Raw genomic sequence first — 14336 nt, forward strand, 5'->3', positions numbered from 1 at the left:
CAGTCGAATAAAAACGAATGATTGATATATAGGTCATTTCCTGGGAAATCACCTTGATTCAACGCTGATTATGTTCTTTACAAACTGTTAATTAGCTAATAAGAATACAGTTTATTTACAATTGAGGTGTATTTAAATGAATAAGAAAATGTTTTTTGTCCTTCTTACTATCGTTATCATTTTAGGCTGTTCTATGTTTTTATATAAAAATGCTGAAAAGAGTGATTCACAAATAGCTAATGAGTCTGAAACTAAAGTTGAGGACTATTCACCTGTCCTTCTTGAAGATATCTTTACTCAATCGAAACAGGGAAAAATCCTGAACGCACCATTTATCGCAGGAAAAACGAATTTAGAGGAAGTAATTGAATTGTGGGGTAATCCAAATGTGATTGACAATACTTCAGTTGGGGATTATTCAGATTATATTTCATACGAAGCAACAATCGGTTCGGTCAATTCAGTTGTAGTTGATGTTCGTTCTTATAAATCTGATTTAAATACAATTCGTTTAAAGGATATCGAAGCTTTTGCCGGCAAGCCGGATAAAATAACATATTACCAAGATAAAAATAATGATCAAATCATACTAATTTACAATGTTAGTTCAACATACCAATTAAAATGGATATTGCCGCGTCCAACAGAAAGTGAACCAAATCCAAAAGTACATCATATTTCTGTTTTATCCCAAAATAATTTAATGATACAACAAATACAAAATAAAATTTCAAAGATGACTTTAGAAGAAAAAATAGGTCAAATGATTTTTACAGGCATCTCAGGAAAGACCCTCAATGAAAATGATTTGTCGTTAATTAATGAATATAAAGTTGGAGGCATTATTTTTTTTAAAGGGAATTTAGTATCAACAAATCAAACACTTAATTTACTAAATGAAATTAAATCAGTTAATGAAAAAAATGATTTCCCTTTATTTTTAGGCATTGATGAAGAAGGTGGGCGCATTTCAAGACTGCCTAAAGAATTGATTGGCATCCCTTCAAGTAAAAAAATAAGTGAGTCGAATGACGTATTTTTTGCCCATGATATTGGCAAAATACTTGGAAAAGAATTATCTGCTTTTGGTTTTAATTTAAACTTTGCACCAGTATTAGATGTAAATAGTAATCCGAAAAATCCTGTAATTGGTGATCGGTCATTTGGAGACAACCCTGATATAGTTAGTTCCTTTGGTATAGAGGTTATGAAAGGATTGCAGTCACAGAATATTATTTCTGTTGTAAAACATTTCCCTGGACACGGAGATACTGCCGTAGATTCACATTTAGACTTGCCTGTAGTAAATAAATCATTAGACCAACTTAAGAAACTTGAGCTTATTCCTTTTAAAAAGGCTTTTGCCGAAGGAACCGATGTTGTAATGGTTGCCCATATTCTTCTTCCAAAAATTGATTCAACATTCCCATCATCTATGTCTAAAGAGATAATTACGGGAATTTTAAGAGAACAACTTAATTTTGATGGAGTAGTCATTACAGATGATTTAACAATGAAGGCAATTACAAATAACTATGATATTACAGCAGCTGCTGTTAACTCTGTAAAAGCGGGCAGTGATATTATCTTAATCGCTCACGATTATCATAATGTCATTTCTAGTTTTCAAGCATTAAAAAAAGCTGTAGAAAGCGGAGAAATATCAGAAGAAAGAATTGATGAAAGTGTAACACGAATTCTTCAATTAAAAGAAAAATATAAAATCGATAACTCAAAAGTAAATAAAATTAATATTGAGGAATTAAATCGTACCATTAATAAAGTTCTTAACAAATATAATTCATAAAAATAGATATAATGTAAATAATAACGATAGTCTTTCACACACCTATAGAAGACGGAGGTTTTTACTGTGGATATCATTGAAGAAAAAGCAATTCCTGCATTTCTTGAATCGAATGAGCTGATTTATGAACTAGAAAGCCTTGATGTTTATAACAATATCATCTTTCCTGTTCAAGCAAAGGAATACGATATCGATCCACAAGTAGAGGTACCGTATGACATAACAAAAGAAAAGAATGCACAAAAAAGTGTAGATGAAGGACATTCTCCTTGGAGATTAGATCCTCTTATGACAACTCAAGTATTTGTTAGTTTGCAGGTTTCGCCTGGTGGTATAGAAGGAGACTATCCTATCGAGATTGGCAATTTAAAATTACTGTATAGTACAGATGAAATTGCTGTCGTAGAAGTGAATGATGAGGATACACCAATCAACATTGTCTATTTGAAACGTTTAATCAGACAGGATCCAACAGGGATTTGGACAGTAATTGGTTACGATCAATTAGATAAATAGCCTATTATTAAAATTTTAAAAGGAGAACTCCACTACGAAATTCTCCTTTTAAAATACTAATTAACACAAGTTACTCTATAGGAGGTATATCCTCGATTGAATCGATATCCATATATTTTGGAACTACCATGCCAATCTTGGCACCTATTAAGTTTTCACCTAAATCGATAATGTCATCCTTATATTGTTCATAGAAAGAAGCATGTGTTGCAGGCAACCATGGAGCAACCGATACATCACCTTCACCCGAAGCAATTGCCTGGAACATAATCACTGGATCTACTGGTGTTAATGTTACCTTATAGCCTTGTTGCTCTAATATTGTTTTCATCACATTACCGGAAGCACGTTCAGTATCCCAAGGTGTTGATACTAATTCAATCTCTTTTCCATCTACCTTTTCCGTGCCTTCTGTCCATTCAGCAACTTTATCTTGATTTTTTTCTACCCAATTTTTTGCTGCCTCTTCAAAAGAAATATCTTGTGCGGCAAACATCACTTCTTCCATATCTTTCGGTTCCCAATAAAATCGATCAACAATTTTATATGCATCTGGCATGTCCTCTTCGAAACCTTTTCTTACAATTGTGTTGATATTTTCAATTCCTCCAAATGTACCTTTTGGATCTTCTAAATATTTTAAATCATAATTAACAAACATCCAGTGTGGAGTCCAACCTGTTACAATAATTGGTTCCTCATTATTTATCGCTTTATCCAGAGAAGATAACATTCCTGCAGTGGAGCTTTCTATAAGTTCCCAGCCCTTTAGATTTTCATATTCCTCTAAAGTGTTTCTAGCAAGCTCCGTCGTTCCTGCTCCAGGTTCTATTCCTGTAATCGTATAATTTAATTGTTCACCTAAATTCGCAGGATCCCCTTCGGCATTCCCACTACCCTGTACATTTTTCGATCCTGCTTCGCTACCACAGCCAGTTAATAGTAAAGCGACAGATAAACCAAGCATTGTTTTCAGTAATTTTAATTTCCTCAATTTTCTATCTCCTTAAAATTTAAGGAGTTATCTAAAATTTAGATAACTCCTTTTATTTTTTAGCAATGTTAATATTCTTAACATCCATTAATATAGAATTCTTATTAGAAATTAATGATTCAAACCTAGCTTATTCTACACTTTCTGTCCATTCAGCTACTTTATCTGGGTTTTCTTGTACCCATTTTGCAGCTGCTTCTTCTGGGTCAGTGCCGCCGTTTATTTCAAGCATTACAGCTTCAATATCTTCTGTTGTCCAGTGGAATGCATCTAATACTTTATAAGCTTCAGGCATTTCTTCCTCTAATCCTTGGCGAGCAAATGTATTAATTGTTTCTTCTCCACCAAATACACCTTTAGGATCTTCTAAATATTTCAAATCATAAGATGAGAATTTCCAGTGTGGAGACCAGCCTGTAACAATTACTTCTTCTTCATTTTCAATTGCTTGCCCTAATGCAACAGTCATTGCACCAGAAGAAGATGGTAGCAATTCCCAATCCGCTAAGTTTTCATATTCTTCTAAGGCTTGTTCTGTTGCAGCCATAACACCTGCACCAGGTTCAATACCTGTAATTGCCTTGTTTGCTTCATCTGTTAAATCTTCAATTGAATCGACATCCATATAAGAAGGCACTACTAAGCCAATTTTAGCACCTGTTAAATTTTCGCCTAGCTCAACTAGACTGTCTTTATATTGTTCATATTGTGCAGCATGTGTATTTGGCAGCCAGCCAGCCACCATTGCATCTGCCTCACCATTAGCAACTGCTTCCCACATAATTGCGTTATCTAATGGAGTTAATGTAACATCATAGCCTAAATCTTCTAATACTTTCCCTACAACATGTGTCGAAGCTACTTCAGTATCCCATTCAACATATGCTAAGTTAATTTCCTTAGATTCTTCTTTTGCTGCTCCATTCGAATCACCTGTTGATTCAGAAGCATTTTCACCTTCATTAGCACCACCGCATGCTGCTAATATTGCACCCATACCAAGCACTAAGCCCATCATTTTTAATTTTTTTAAGTTCATCCAATCTCCCTTTCTATTTTTATTTCTTTTTATTCAAGCTTTGCGTTAAACGATCAACAATAATAGCAAAGATTACTAGACTAAGTCCCGCAACAAAACCATTGCCTACTTGAGCACGTTGCAAAGCAGATAATACTTCTCGACCTAAACCAGGAGCACCAATCATTGAAGCAATAACTACCATCGATAAAGATAACAGTACGGTTTGGTTAATACCTGCCATAATTGTAGATTTTGCTAGTGGCAATTCAACTTTTATAAGTTTTTGCCATCCAGTACTACCATAAGAATCAGCAGCTTCTACTAATTCTCTTGGTACTTGTCGTATTCCTAAGTTAGTAAAACGAACTGTCGGTGGCAAAGCGAAAATAACTGACGCAAAAACACCAGGTACAACTCCAATACCAAAAAAAGCAACAGCCGGTATTAAATATACAAAACCAGGCATTGTTTGCATGAAATCTAATATAGGTTTGACAATTGCTTCTGCAATTGAACTTTTCGACATTAAAATACCAAAAGGAATACCTATAATAATTGCGATAATACTTGCAAATATGACAAGCGTTATCGTATTCATTAACTCTTCCCATAAACCTTGGTTATATATAAATAACAACCCTATTATTGAGAATACTGCTAATCCAAATTTCTTTCTCGTTGCAAAAAACGCTATAAGCGCTATAAGAATAATAAATACAACCGGTGGAACAGCAATGAGTATATCTGTAATAAACTCCATTGCTGTTTTGCCGCCACTTTGAACAAATTCAAATAGCGATGAAAAATTTCCAGTTAACAAGTCCATAAAGCTCTCAACTGCATCTGCAACAGGTAAGCTAGGAATACTATCCAGCATCTTACTCATCCTTATTCACCCCCTCAGAATTAGAAGCAAGTGATTGGATAACAACGCCTCTTATTAATACCCCAGCAAGTTTATTTTCATTTACAACTGCAATAGGTGTCGGTGATTCGGAAATGAGACCTAATACATCTTGAATAAGCATATCTGGTGGTACTGTTGGCATATCTGTTTTTAAGAAACCGACCACGCTTTTTTCACCGCGTTTTGATGCCTCCAGTGCATCATCCGCAGTAATATAACCTTTAAACTCTCTCTTTTTGTCAACGGCAAGTAATACACTTACCTCTTCTTCACGCATACGTTGCAAAGCCACTTTCGGTCCATCCATCTCAATATTTACTGAGATTGGGCGTATCATTGCATTTTCCACTGTTAGCACTTTTGAACGGTCAACATCTTCAAGGAAAGTCTTAACATAATCATTCGCGGGATTAGTTAAAATTTCTTCCCCTGTTCCAACTTGGATGATTTTCCCATCTTTCATTAGTGCGATGCGGTCTCCAATACGTAAAGCTTCATTTAGATCATGCGTTATGAAAATAATTGTCTTTTTAAGTTTTTGTTGTAAATCTAATAGTTCATCTTGCATGTCTTTTCGTATTAATGGATCGAGCGCAGAAAAAGCTTCATCCATTAACAAAATATCAGGGTCATTTGCTAATGCTCTTGCTAAACCAACACGTTGCTGCATACCACCTGAAAGCTGGTTCGGATATTGATCCTTATATGGTAATAATCCCGCATTTTCTAAAGCCTTTTCTGCTTTCAATCGTCGTTCTTCTTTTGAGATGCCGCGTACCTCTAATCCATATTCGGTATTTGCTAATACTGTTCGCTGTGGAAATAAACCGAAGTTTTGAAACACCATGCTCATTTTTTCACGTCTAATTTTTCTGAGCTGTTGTTTGTTCATTTTGGAGATGTTTTCGTTATCTATGTAGATACTGCCACTAGTAGGTTCGATGAGGTGATTTAATAATCTAACCAATGTTGACTTACCACTGCCTGAAAGACCCATAATAACAAATATTTCACCTTCATTAACTGTGAAGCTTGCATCATAAACGCCTATCGTAGCACCTGTTTGTTTTAATATTTCAGTTTTACTTTGTTTTTGCTCGACAAGCTTCAAGGCATTGCCAATATGCTTACCGAAAATTTTCGTAACATGTTCTACTCTAATTTTCTCCATACCATACTCCTTTCCAATTATTTTCATAAAAGTATCAAAAAGATTACAACGAAGTGACAACCTAATCGTAACAAAAGGTTGTTACTTGTGTCAAATAACCAATATATGTATCTACTGGTATTTTTATTACTATTACGAGTTTGAAAGAAAAAATTGCAATTCAACATAAGTCTGAATTGCAATTTTTCTCGTTTGAATTTTACTCCAAATTTCTGTAGATGCAGCGTAATGGAGGGCTGATTCTTCCATGATAGAACTATTCTTTTTGAACACACCGAAGTAAAAAAAGGAAGTTGCCTTCATTCAAACTAAACAAATAAAAAATCTGCCCCATCTAAATAGATTGAGCAGATTGATAAAATTCTTTGTAGAAGTCGATATTCAGTTAGTCCTTCATTAATTTGGATATAAAAATTTTTGTACCCGCTCTAAGCATTCATCGTTTCCAATGAAATATATTATGTCATGCTGTTGGAAAGTTGCATAAGGTCCTGGGGAGAGTAATAGTTCATCACCTCTCCTAATTCCAACAATTGTCGCCATTGTATTTTGCCAAAAATTAATCGTTCCAATAGATTGTGAAATATATGGAGAGTTTTCAAGAATTTCAACTTGAAAAGGTACAAAAGGATTCACTGATTTAAATCTTTCTGTACGATTTACAAGACGTTCTGTTGTTTCCTGCAACACATTCAGCTCTTCCCTTTGCCGCTTTATACTTTCAAGCATCTCTAACTGTACTTGATAAATCGATTGGACTTCTAGAAATTGATGAACAAATTGCGCTGCCTTTTCGTAGGATTTAATCATGACTCCACTACCCTTAGTAGCTTCTACTATTTCCAAGTCTTGAAGAACAGCAATTGCCCTTCTTGCCGTCTCTGAGGATACACCATACTGACTTGCCAAGGAAGATCTTGCGTAAATTTTTTCCCCGACTAAATATTTCTTTTCTACAATTTTTGATGCGATATCAGCTGCTATTTTTTGATATTTCGGCTGCTTTACTTGAATGTTTTTATTTTCCATCATTGCTGCTACCTTTCAAATGCATGTATGTCATGATTAATATTATCCGATTAATAATTTATAATAAACATTTTTAAATATTAATTTCATTTGTTTTTATATTCTTCACTTCCATCAAAATGGGAATAATAAGGTAGAGTGCATACGCAAAACTCATCCATGCAGTAAAAGAAATAACCTGAGATGGTTCTAAACTAGGAAAAATAGATTTGTAATTCGAGATTGAAAACATATCTAATGTGAGTCCAATAATTGTACCTACTAATCCAAATTTTAAAGGTGCATGTTTTGTTTTATCGAAAAGCATGTAAATCCTTGTAGTGAAGTATAGCAAAATTCCTGTGCCTAGCAATAATAAAGTTAAACTAACTAAAAAGCCCTTTGATCCCGGTGCATAAAGAACATACTCCCCAAACAAAACAAAAAATAGAGTTGCAAGGAACCAAACAATTAATCCAAAAAATGAAGTTTTTATATAACTTTTCATTTTTTCATTTCCCCCATACTTAAAGAATTTAATCCTAAAATCAAGTTCTCTAATTGATCGTATACTTTCTCAACAGGGAAATCCTTTTGTAGGATTGTTTGTAATGCAATTCCATCAATTATGGCATTGAAGATTATACCCCAAGTTTCATTATCTACACCGTTTATTGGAGATTTTGTCCAAGCACTGCTAATTTTATTGTATAACGCTTCATTTTCTAAAGATAAGATTTGTCCTAATTGTTCACGGATTTTTACATTATTAAAACTTGCCGCTACTAAGGAAAAAAACAGTTTATGAAAAAAAGAATCGTAAGTACAACGGCTTTTTGCATATTGCAAAGCTTCTTTAACAATTATTTCATCTTTTTTTGATAACTCATTCCAAGTTGATTCACAAATTCCTTCAACAATTTCTATAAGCAGTTGTTCTTTCGTTCGAAAATGATAATAAATCGTCCCTTGAGTTACTTCGGCTTTATCCGCTACTGAACGCAGAGTGAAATTTTCGATGCCATTCTCAACTATACATTCTTTGGCGCTATTAATAAGAATACTTTTATTAATAACATTTGGTTTTGCCATAGTATTACACTCCTTTTTAGTTATTCAACTAACTAACTTAATACAAATTTTAACATTACCAAAAATTTATTTCAATTAATTTATTGACATTCACGTTACGTCAATCTTTATGATAAAAATCAGGAGGGGGATTACAGTGGAATATACAATAAGCAAGCTAGCAAAATTAGCGAATGTTAGCGCCCGAACATTACGCTATTACGACGAAATCAATTTACTAAAACCGGCGAGAATTAATAGCTCCGGTTATCGGATTTATGGTCAAAATGAAGTCGATCGTTTACAACAGATTTTATTTTTCCGAGAATTAGATGTCGATTTAGAAACAATTGTCTCAATCATGAATGATCCAAACTTTGACCAAAAAGAGGCTTTACACCAACATTACAAAAAGCTTATACAAAAACGTACCCGCCTAAATAAATTAATCGAGACGGTTGAAAAAACAATCGCTCATGAGAAAGGAGAAATCATTATGCAAAATGATGAAAAATTTGAAGCATTTAAAGACAAATTGATAGCAGAAAACGAGGAGAAGTATGGTAAGGAAATACGAGAAAAGTATGGGGATAAAGTAGTAAATGATTCAAACGCTAAATTACAAGGTATGTCTAAGGAAGATTATGCGGCGCTGGAGAAACTTGGGGATGAGATTCTAAATCTTTTACCAAAGGCCTATGAAACAGGTGACCCTGCATCGCCCTTGGCACAGCAATTAGCTAGAAAACATAAAGAGTGGCTAATGTACTCATGGCCATCATATACAAAAGAAGCTCATGCAGGACTAGCGGAAATGTATGTTGCAGATGAACGCTTTAAAGCATATTACGATAAAGTAGTTGAAGGTGGCACCGAGTTTTTAAGGGATGCTATTTTAGCTTTCTTAAAAGAGAAATAACTGTTGTTTATCATTTCAATAAAAGCGCGAGGCAAAACAGCTTCGCGCTTTTAGTATTATCCTATTTTTTACATATTATCGAATTTTTCATGGTGATTTTGGTAATTATATAATTAGGCATACTGCCATTTCATGCTTTTAAAGAATGGATATATATCAAGGCTCATAAAAGATTAAAGGAGATAATAACATCAATGCAAAACCATGAAACAAAATTAAAAAAAATTCATTATGAATATGATAATCAGGAATACATAGTTATCAATAAGTGTCCTCATTGTAATTTGGATATTCACCCGAATCCTGAGAGCAGTCATTCTTTAGAAAACGGCAGCTTTAAAATTGGTGTAATATCTTTATCATGTCCCTCATGTAAAAAGCATTACTTTATCTTTAATGACTTTGGTAATGAGGTAGTTTCGAGTGACAAATACCTTATCTCCATTCCAAAGTATGGCTTTAATGAAAGTTCATTAATAAAGAATACGTCGAGTACTTTCCAAAAACTTTATATACAATCCATTAATTCGGAAATATTAGGGTATAACGATATTGCATTTTTTGGTTTTATCAAGTCGCTTGAAATTTTACTGAAAGATATCGCCATTTTGGAGCATCCCGAATCAGAGGATGAAATTCTTTTTTGCAGCCTAACAACATGCTTGGAACAATTTCACGCAACAAATATCCATCTTTTCTCTAAAAAGTTATTGGAAGTCCTAAAAAGTGACTATTTACATTACCAAAAATCCCCGGATTTTTACGTATATACTGAGTTAATAAAGGATTGTATCGATTACTTCCTGCTGTACTTAGAGCTAATGCTAAAAACAATTACTCTAAATGATGATAAAAAATTATTAGATAGGATTAAAAAGGAGCATTGATAACAAATTCACTGCTCTTTTTTAGTTTTTATACGTACTCATTTAGCAATCATTTAGGTTTGCCAGTCTCTTTGCATATTTAGAAACTACTTGGAAAAACTAACTTTAAAAAAGGAGATTTTACATGCCTAAAATTGCTTCAGTTAGTACATATAATCCTCCTCATATATTAAAGCAATCCAATATAGAACAATTGACAAAAGAACTTTTTCAAAACAAAATCCCTCATCTAGAACGATTATTAAAAGTATTTGAAAATGGTGAAATCGAGCAGCGCCAGTTTTGTGTTCCCCTTGACTGGCATAAAACCAACCATAGCTTTGAGGAACGCAATAATTTATATATAGAGCTGGCAGTGAGTTATAGCGTTGAGGTCATTAAATCTTGCCTCCAAAATACAAACTTTTTAATGCACCCCTTATCGACTGAGGAAATTGATGCAATTATTTTTGTTTCAAGCACAGGCATTTCAACTCCTAGTATTGATGCAAGAGTTATGAATAAACTGTCCTTTTCGGATCGTATTAAACGAATACCAATATGGGGCCTCGGATGTGCAGGCGGTGCCTCAGGTGTTAGTAGAGCTTTTGATTATTGTTTAGCTCATCCGAATGAAAAAGTACTCGTTGTTTGTGTTGAACTTTGCAGCTTGACCTTCCAACAAAATGACTATTCAAAAAGCAATCTTGTTGGAGCCTCACTTTTTGCTGACGGTGTAGCATGTATTTTAATATGCGGAGATAATGTTAATTTGAATAATAGGAAGCTTGTCCCACGTATAATAAGTACCGCTTCAAAATGGTTGCCAAATTCTGAAGATGTAATGGGGTGGGATATAAAAAACGATGGTTTTCATGTCATATTTTCAAGAGATATCCCTTCAATTATTTCTAAATGGTTAGGACCATTCATAGACGATTTTCTAAACGAACAACATATTTCAAAAAAACAACTCCATAATTTAATCGCTCACCCTGGCGGCAAGAAAGTATTGAAAGCATACGAAGATACATTACACCTGACCGAACAACATACAGCCATTTCACGCAAAGTGTTAAAAAAGCATGGCAATATGTCTTCACCCACTGTGTTATATGTACTTGAACAATTTATGCTAAAAGAAAACCCGCCAAATGCATACGGATTACTGGTTGCACTTGGTCCTGGATTTAGTGGAGAAGCTGTATTACTTCAATGGAGGGAATAAAATGTATTTTATTATCTTTGTTATACTTGTGATATTGCAAAGAATTATAGAGGTAATTATTGCAAAACGAAATGAAAAGAAAATGCTGTCAAAAGGGGCATACGAGGTTGGAGCATCTCATTATCCATATATGATTGCTATGCATGTCAGTTTTTTTATTTGCTTAATTGCAGAAGTAATTTTGTTTAATCGAGGAATCTCTCCCCTTTTTTTATGGCTATTTATTCTGTTTTTAATTGTTCAAGCATTACGGATTTGGTGTTTGCTTTCTTTAGGCTCTTTTTGGAATACGAAAATTATCATCCTTCCAGGAAGCCATGTTGTTAAAAAGGGGCCATATCTTTTTATGAGACACCCTAATTACACTATTGTGAGTATTGAAATTCTACTAATTCCATTAATGTTTCAAGCTTATATAACCGCTTTTAGCTTTACTATACTTAATTTCATAATGCTTTCAGTTCGGATTCCACTTGAAGAAAAAGCATTAATGGAAGCTACGAATTATACAAAGGAATTTAAAAAGAAAATGTCGACGCCACTCCCAAATAACCACAATCATTAACATCTTTCGACACAATTATTAATTGTGAGCACTAACTACTACTTATAAGAGCTAATAGGTGCAGTTACGAAACACATTCTTCTAAAGTTCGTACTTTATTATTAGACAAAAAATAAAAAATAATATTTATTAGAAATTTCAAGAGATAAGTCGTATAATTCAAACTATACAGCACATAATGTTCAATAATTTGCAACATTTTTGTACAAAATCACCATGTCAGAATTATGCGAATCTTAGTTAAAATGTTTTGTTGCATTTCCAACTAATCTTTTTATAAAAAGTCTATTTGTTTTAGAGATTATTTATATTATCATGAATTACGTACCAATTTTTTGTATAGATAATTCACATCTAGTAAAAAGATTAATTGGAATCAATTGAATTGAGTGGCTATATGTGAAAAAATTATCAAACTTATCTAAATAATAAGCAGAAATGCAATGTAAAGGAGAATTGGATATGTCAGAAGAATTGATTCAAGCACAGTCAACTGGAAGCCAACAAAAACAAGATCTACTTGATCAATTATTAAAACCTGAAGTTCAAGAATCATTAAGTACTCTAGTAGAGCAGTTGCCAAAATTGACTGAGGCTGTAACTCTTTTAACAAAAGCTTACGACTTAGCTCAATTAGTAGCTACTGATGAAGTATTAAAAAGCGATACAGTAAACGCTGTTAAAGAAGTAGCAGAACCAGTTATTGGCTCAGTAAAAAATCTTGCTTCAGCTGCAATTGAAGCAAAAGAGCGTGCAGATGAGGCAACAGAAGCTGTTGGTTTATTTGGTGTATTAAAATTATTGAAAGACCCTGAAGTTCAAAAACTTTTGCGTTTCGCAAACGCGTTTTTACAAATTCAAGCTGAACGAAAAGCTTAGTATAGATTCATTCAAAGAACTTAGTTAGGACGGAGGATTATCATGGCAAAAGAAATCGTCATCTTAGGTGGAGGTTACGGCGGTTTATTAACTGCTCTAAAATTTCGTGAATATTTGGGTAGAGAAGAAGCTAAAGTTACAGTGGTAAATAAATACCCTACACATCAACTTATTACAGAATTACACCGTCTTGCAGGTGGAACAATTTCAGAACCTGCAATTTCGTTCCCTTTAACAAAGTTATTTAAAGGAAAAGATGTAGATGTTGTAGTAAATGAAGTTAAATCTTTCTCAGTAAATAATAAAGAAGTATTTCTTGCTGATGGATCAGTTTTACAATACGACTACCTTGTAGTTGCCCTAGGAAGCCAAACTGGTTTCTTCGGTATCCCTGGTCTAGAAGAAAATAGTATGGTATTAAAATCTGTAGATGATGCAAATCGCATCAATGCACATATTGAAAGTAAAATTGCTGAATTTGCAAAATCAAAAAACCCTGCTGATGGAACAATCGTTATCGGAGGCGGCGGTTTAACTGGTGTTGAACTAGTTGGTGAAATCGTTGACAATTTCCCAAAAGTTGCAAAAAAATATGGAGTTGACTTCCGCGATTTAAACATTAAATTAGTAGAAGCTGGTCCAAAAATTTTACCAGTACTTCCAGATGATTTAATTCAACGTGCTACTGAGTCCCTATCAAAACGTGGGGTTGAATTCTTAACAGGACTTCCTGTAACTGGTGTTGAAGGAAATAAAATTTCTCTTAAAGATGGTACTGTTATTGAAGCAAACACATTCATCTGGACTGGTGGGGTTGCTGCTCTTCCTTTCGTTCAAGAATCAGGACTTGCTTGTGATCGCGGTAAAGCAACAATTAACGAATTCCTTCAATCAACTTCACATCCTGAAGTATTCGTTATTGGAGATGCTTCTGTTGCATTGCCAGCAGATGGCGGACGTCCATTATATGCACCAACAGCTCAAATCGCTTGGCAAATGGGAGAAACTGCTGGATATAATTTATTTGCTACACTTCGTGGTCATAAACTTGAATCCTTTAGCCCAGTCAACTCTGGTACACTTGCTAGCCTTGGCCGTAAAGATGGTGTTGCAACAGTTGGAGAAAACAACATTCCACTTAAAGGCTTACCAGCATCATTAATGAAAGAAGCTAGTCACGTTCGTTACTTATCACATATTAAAGCATTATTTGGATTAGCATATTAAGATAAAAAGAAGATTTCGGTAATATCCGAAATCTTCTTTCAGGTTGTTGACAAAAGACCTTCAGAATGGGCTTATTCTGAAGGTCTTTTGTAATTTTAATAGATTATTGGGTATTTAACCGACTTATTTGGGGTAAAAACACTCTTCGAGTATTATA

15 protein-coding genes are annotated in these 14336 nt (G+C 33.9%); 8 read left to right on the plus strand and 7 right to left on the minus strand.

Annotated elements, in window-relative coordinates; all coding sequences use genetic code 11:
- The first annotated feature begins 136 nt into the window (after nucleotides 1-136).
- Both nagZ and EKG35_RS05215 read left to right on the plus strand, forming a co-directional pair.
- Complete coding sequence (gene nagZ / locus EKG35_RS05210) at nucleotides 137-1807, plus strand: beta-N-acetylhexosaminidase (RefSeq protein WP_126293392.1); 1671 nt, start codon at nucleotides 137-139, stop codon at nucleotides 1805-1807.
- A gap of 66 nt (nucleotides 1808-1873) precedes the next feature.
- Complete coding sequence (locus tag EKG35_RS05215) at nucleotides 1874-2323, plus strand: hypothetical protein (protein ID WP_126293393.1); 450 nt, start codon at nucleotides 1874-1876, stop codon at nucleotides 2321-2323.
- Nucleotides 2324-2393: 70 nt separating this feature from the next.
- On the opposite strand, the gene EKG35_RS05220 is transcribed toward EKG35_RS05215, so the two are convergent.
- The 7 genes from EKG35_RS05220 to EKG35_RS05250 form a co-directional block, all read right to left on the minus strand.
- A complete protein-coding gene (locus EKG35_RS05220) occupies nucleotides 2394-3317 on the minus strand; it encodes a glycine betaine ABC transporter substrate-binding protein (RefSeq protein WP_246020194.1) in 924 nt (307 codons plus the stop codon).
- Between the two features lie 130 nt (nucleotides 3318-3447).
- Nucleotides 3448-4356 (minus strand): glycine betaine ABC transporter substrate-binding protein, encoded by a 909-nt coding sequence (locus EKG35_RS05225; RefSeq protein ID WP_126293394.1) that lies wholly within the window; start codon nucleotides 4354-4356, stop codon nucleotides 3448-3450.
- A gap of 19 nt (nucleotides 4357-4375) precedes the next feature.
- The gene (locus EKG35_RS05230; RefSeq protein ID WP_126293395.1) at nucleotides 4376-5224 is read right to left on the minus strand and encodes an ABC transporter permease; all 849 of its coding nucleotides are present in this window, start codon (nucleotides 5222-5224) and stop codon (nucleotides 4376-4378) included.
- Nucleotides 5217-6416 carry a quaternary amine ABC transporter ATP-binding protein gene (locus EKG35_RS05235; RefSeq protein ID WP_126293396.1) on the minus strand — a complete coding sequence of 400 codons (1200 nt, stop codon included), beginning with the start codon at nucleotides 6414-6416 and terminating at the stop codon, nucleotides 5217-5219. Before EKG35_RS05235 ends, EKG35_RS05230 begins: the two co-directional genes overlap by 8 nt.
- A gap of 396 nt (nucleotides 6417-6812) precedes the next feature.
- Nucleotides 6813-7445, minus strand: coding sequence for a GntR family transcriptional regulator (locus EKG35_RS05240; protein WP_126293397.1), 633 nt, complete (start codon nucleotides 7443-7445; stop codon nucleotides 6813-6815).
- Nucleotides 7446-7518: 73 nt separating this feature from the next.
- Nucleotides 7519-7932, minus strand: a complete 414-nt coding sequence (locus EKG35_RS05245; RefSeq protein WP_126293398.1) for a DUF5367 family protein — start codon at nucleotides 7930-7932, stop codon at nucleotides 7519-7521.
- Nucleotides 7929-8516 carry a TetR/AcrR family transcriptional regulator gene (locus EKG35_RS05250; protein WP_126293399.1) on the minus strand — a complete coding sequence of 196 codons (588 nt, stop codon included), beginning with the start codon at nucleotides 8514-8516 and terminating at the stop codon, nucleotides 7929-7931. The genes EKG35_RS05245 and EKG35_RS05250 overlap by 4 nt, the downstream gene beginning before the upstream one ends.
- Nucleotides 8517-8652: 136 nt before the next feature.
- Between EKG35_RS05250 and EKG35_RS05255 the strand changes: the two genes are divergently transcribed.
- From EKG35_RS05255 to EKG35_RS05280, 6 genes are all read left to right on the plus strand, one after another.
- On the plus strand, nucleotides 8653-9414 hold the full coding sequence (locus EKG35_RS05255; RefSeq protein ID WP_126293400.1) for a MerR family transcriptional regulator: 762 nt from the start codon (nucleotides 8653-8655) through the stop codon (nucleotides 9412-9414).
- Between the two features lie 194 nt (nucleotides 9415-9608).
- The gene (locus EKG35_RS05260; RefSeq protein ID WP_126293401.1) at nucleotides 9609-10301 is read left to right on the plus strand and encodes a hypothetical protein; all 693 of its coding nucleotides are present in this window, start codon (nucleotides 9609-9611) and stop codon (nucleotides 10299-10301) included.
- A gap of 124 nt (nucleotides 10302-10425) precedes the next feature.
- Entirely contained in the window at nucleotides 10426-11508 is a 1083-nt protein-coding gene (locus tag EKG35_RS05265) for a type III polyketide synthase (protein ID WP_126293402.1), read from the plus strand.
- Between the two features lies 1 nt (nucleotide 11509).
- Nucleotides 11510-12073: an isoprenylcysteine carboxyl methyltransferase family protein gene (locus EKG35_RS05270; RefSeq protein ID WP_126293403.1), complete on the plus strand. Its 564-nt coding sequence runs from the start codon at nucleotides 11510-11512 to the stop codon at nucleotides 12071-12073.
- A 462-nt stretch (nucleotides 12074-12535) separates the two neighbouring features.
- Nucleotides 12536-12952 (plus strand): DUF1641 domain-containing protein, encoded by a 417-nt coding sequence (locus EKG35_RS05275; protein WP_126293404.1) that lies wholly within the window; start codon nucleotides 12536-12538, stop codon nucleotides 12950-12952.
- 42 nt (nucleotides 12953-12994) lie between these two features.
- A complete protein-coding gene (locus EKG35_RS05280) occupies nucleotides 12995-14179 on the plus strand; it encodes an NAD(P)/FAD-dependent oxidoreductase (RefSeq protein WP_126293405.1) in 1185 nt (394 codons plus the stop codon).
- The last annotated feature ends 157 nt before the right edge of the window (nucleotides 14180-14336 follow it).

This window comes from Lysinibacillus telephonicus (genome assembly GCF_003966145.1).
Classification (GTDB): Bacteria; Bacillota; Bacilli; order Bacillales_A; family Planococcaceae; genus Ureibacillus; species Ureibacillus telephonicus.

What these genes read in the sequence shown, in the direction of transcription:
- nagZ (WP_126293392.1), top strand. Translation starts at nt 137, where the DNA reads ATGAATAAGAAAATGTTTTTTGTCCTTCTTACTATCGTTATCATTTTA.
- EKG35_RS05225 (WP_126293394.1), bottom strand. Translation starts at nt 4,356, where the DNA reads ATGAACTTAAAAAAATTAAAAATGATGGGCTTAGTGCTTGGTATGGGT.
- EKG35_RS05230 (WP_126293395.1), bottom strand. Translation starts at nt 5,224, where the DNA reads ATGAGTAAGATGCTGGATAGTATTCCTAGCTTACCTGTTGCAGATGCA.
- EKG35_RS05235 (WP_126293396.1), bottom strand. Translation starts at nt 6,416, where the DNA reads ATGGAGAAAATTAGAGTAGAACATGTTACGAAAATTTTCGGTAAGCAT.
- EKG35_RS05240 (WP_126293397.1), bottom strand. Translation starts at nt 7,445, where the DNA reads ATGGAAAATAAAAACATTCAAGTAAAGCAGCCGAAATATCAAAAAATA.
- EKG35_RS05245 (WP_126293398.1), bottom strand. Translation starts at nt 7,932, where the DNA reads ATGAAAAGTTATATAAAAACTTCATTTTTTGGATTAATTGTTTGGTTC.
- EKG35_RS05250 (WP_126293399.1), bottom strand. Translation starts at nt 8,516, where the DNA reads ATGGCAAAACCAAATGTTATTAATAAAAGTATTCTTATTAATAGCGCC.
- EKG35_RS05260 (WP_126293401.1), top strand. Translation starts at nt 9,609, where the DNA reads ATGCAAAACCATGAAACAAAATTAAAAAAAATTCATTATGAATATGAT.
- EKG35_RS05265 (WP_126293402.1), top strand. Translation starts at nt 10,426, where the DNA reads ATGCCTAAAATTGCTTCAGTTAGTACATATAATCCTCCTCATATATTA.
- EKG35_RS05270 (WP_126293403.1), top strand. Translation starts at nt 11,510, where the DNA reads ATGTATTTTATTATCTTTGTTATACTTGTGATATTGCAAAGAATTATA.
- EKG35_RS05275 (WP_126293404.1), top strand. Translation starts at nt 12,536, where the DNA reads ATGTCAGAAGAATTGATTCAAGCACAGTCAACTGGAAGCCAACAAAAA.
- EKG35_RS05280 (WP_126293405.1), top strand. Translation starts at nt 12,995, where the DNA reads ATGGCAAAAGAAATCGTCATCTTAGGTGGAGGTTACGGCGGTTTATTA.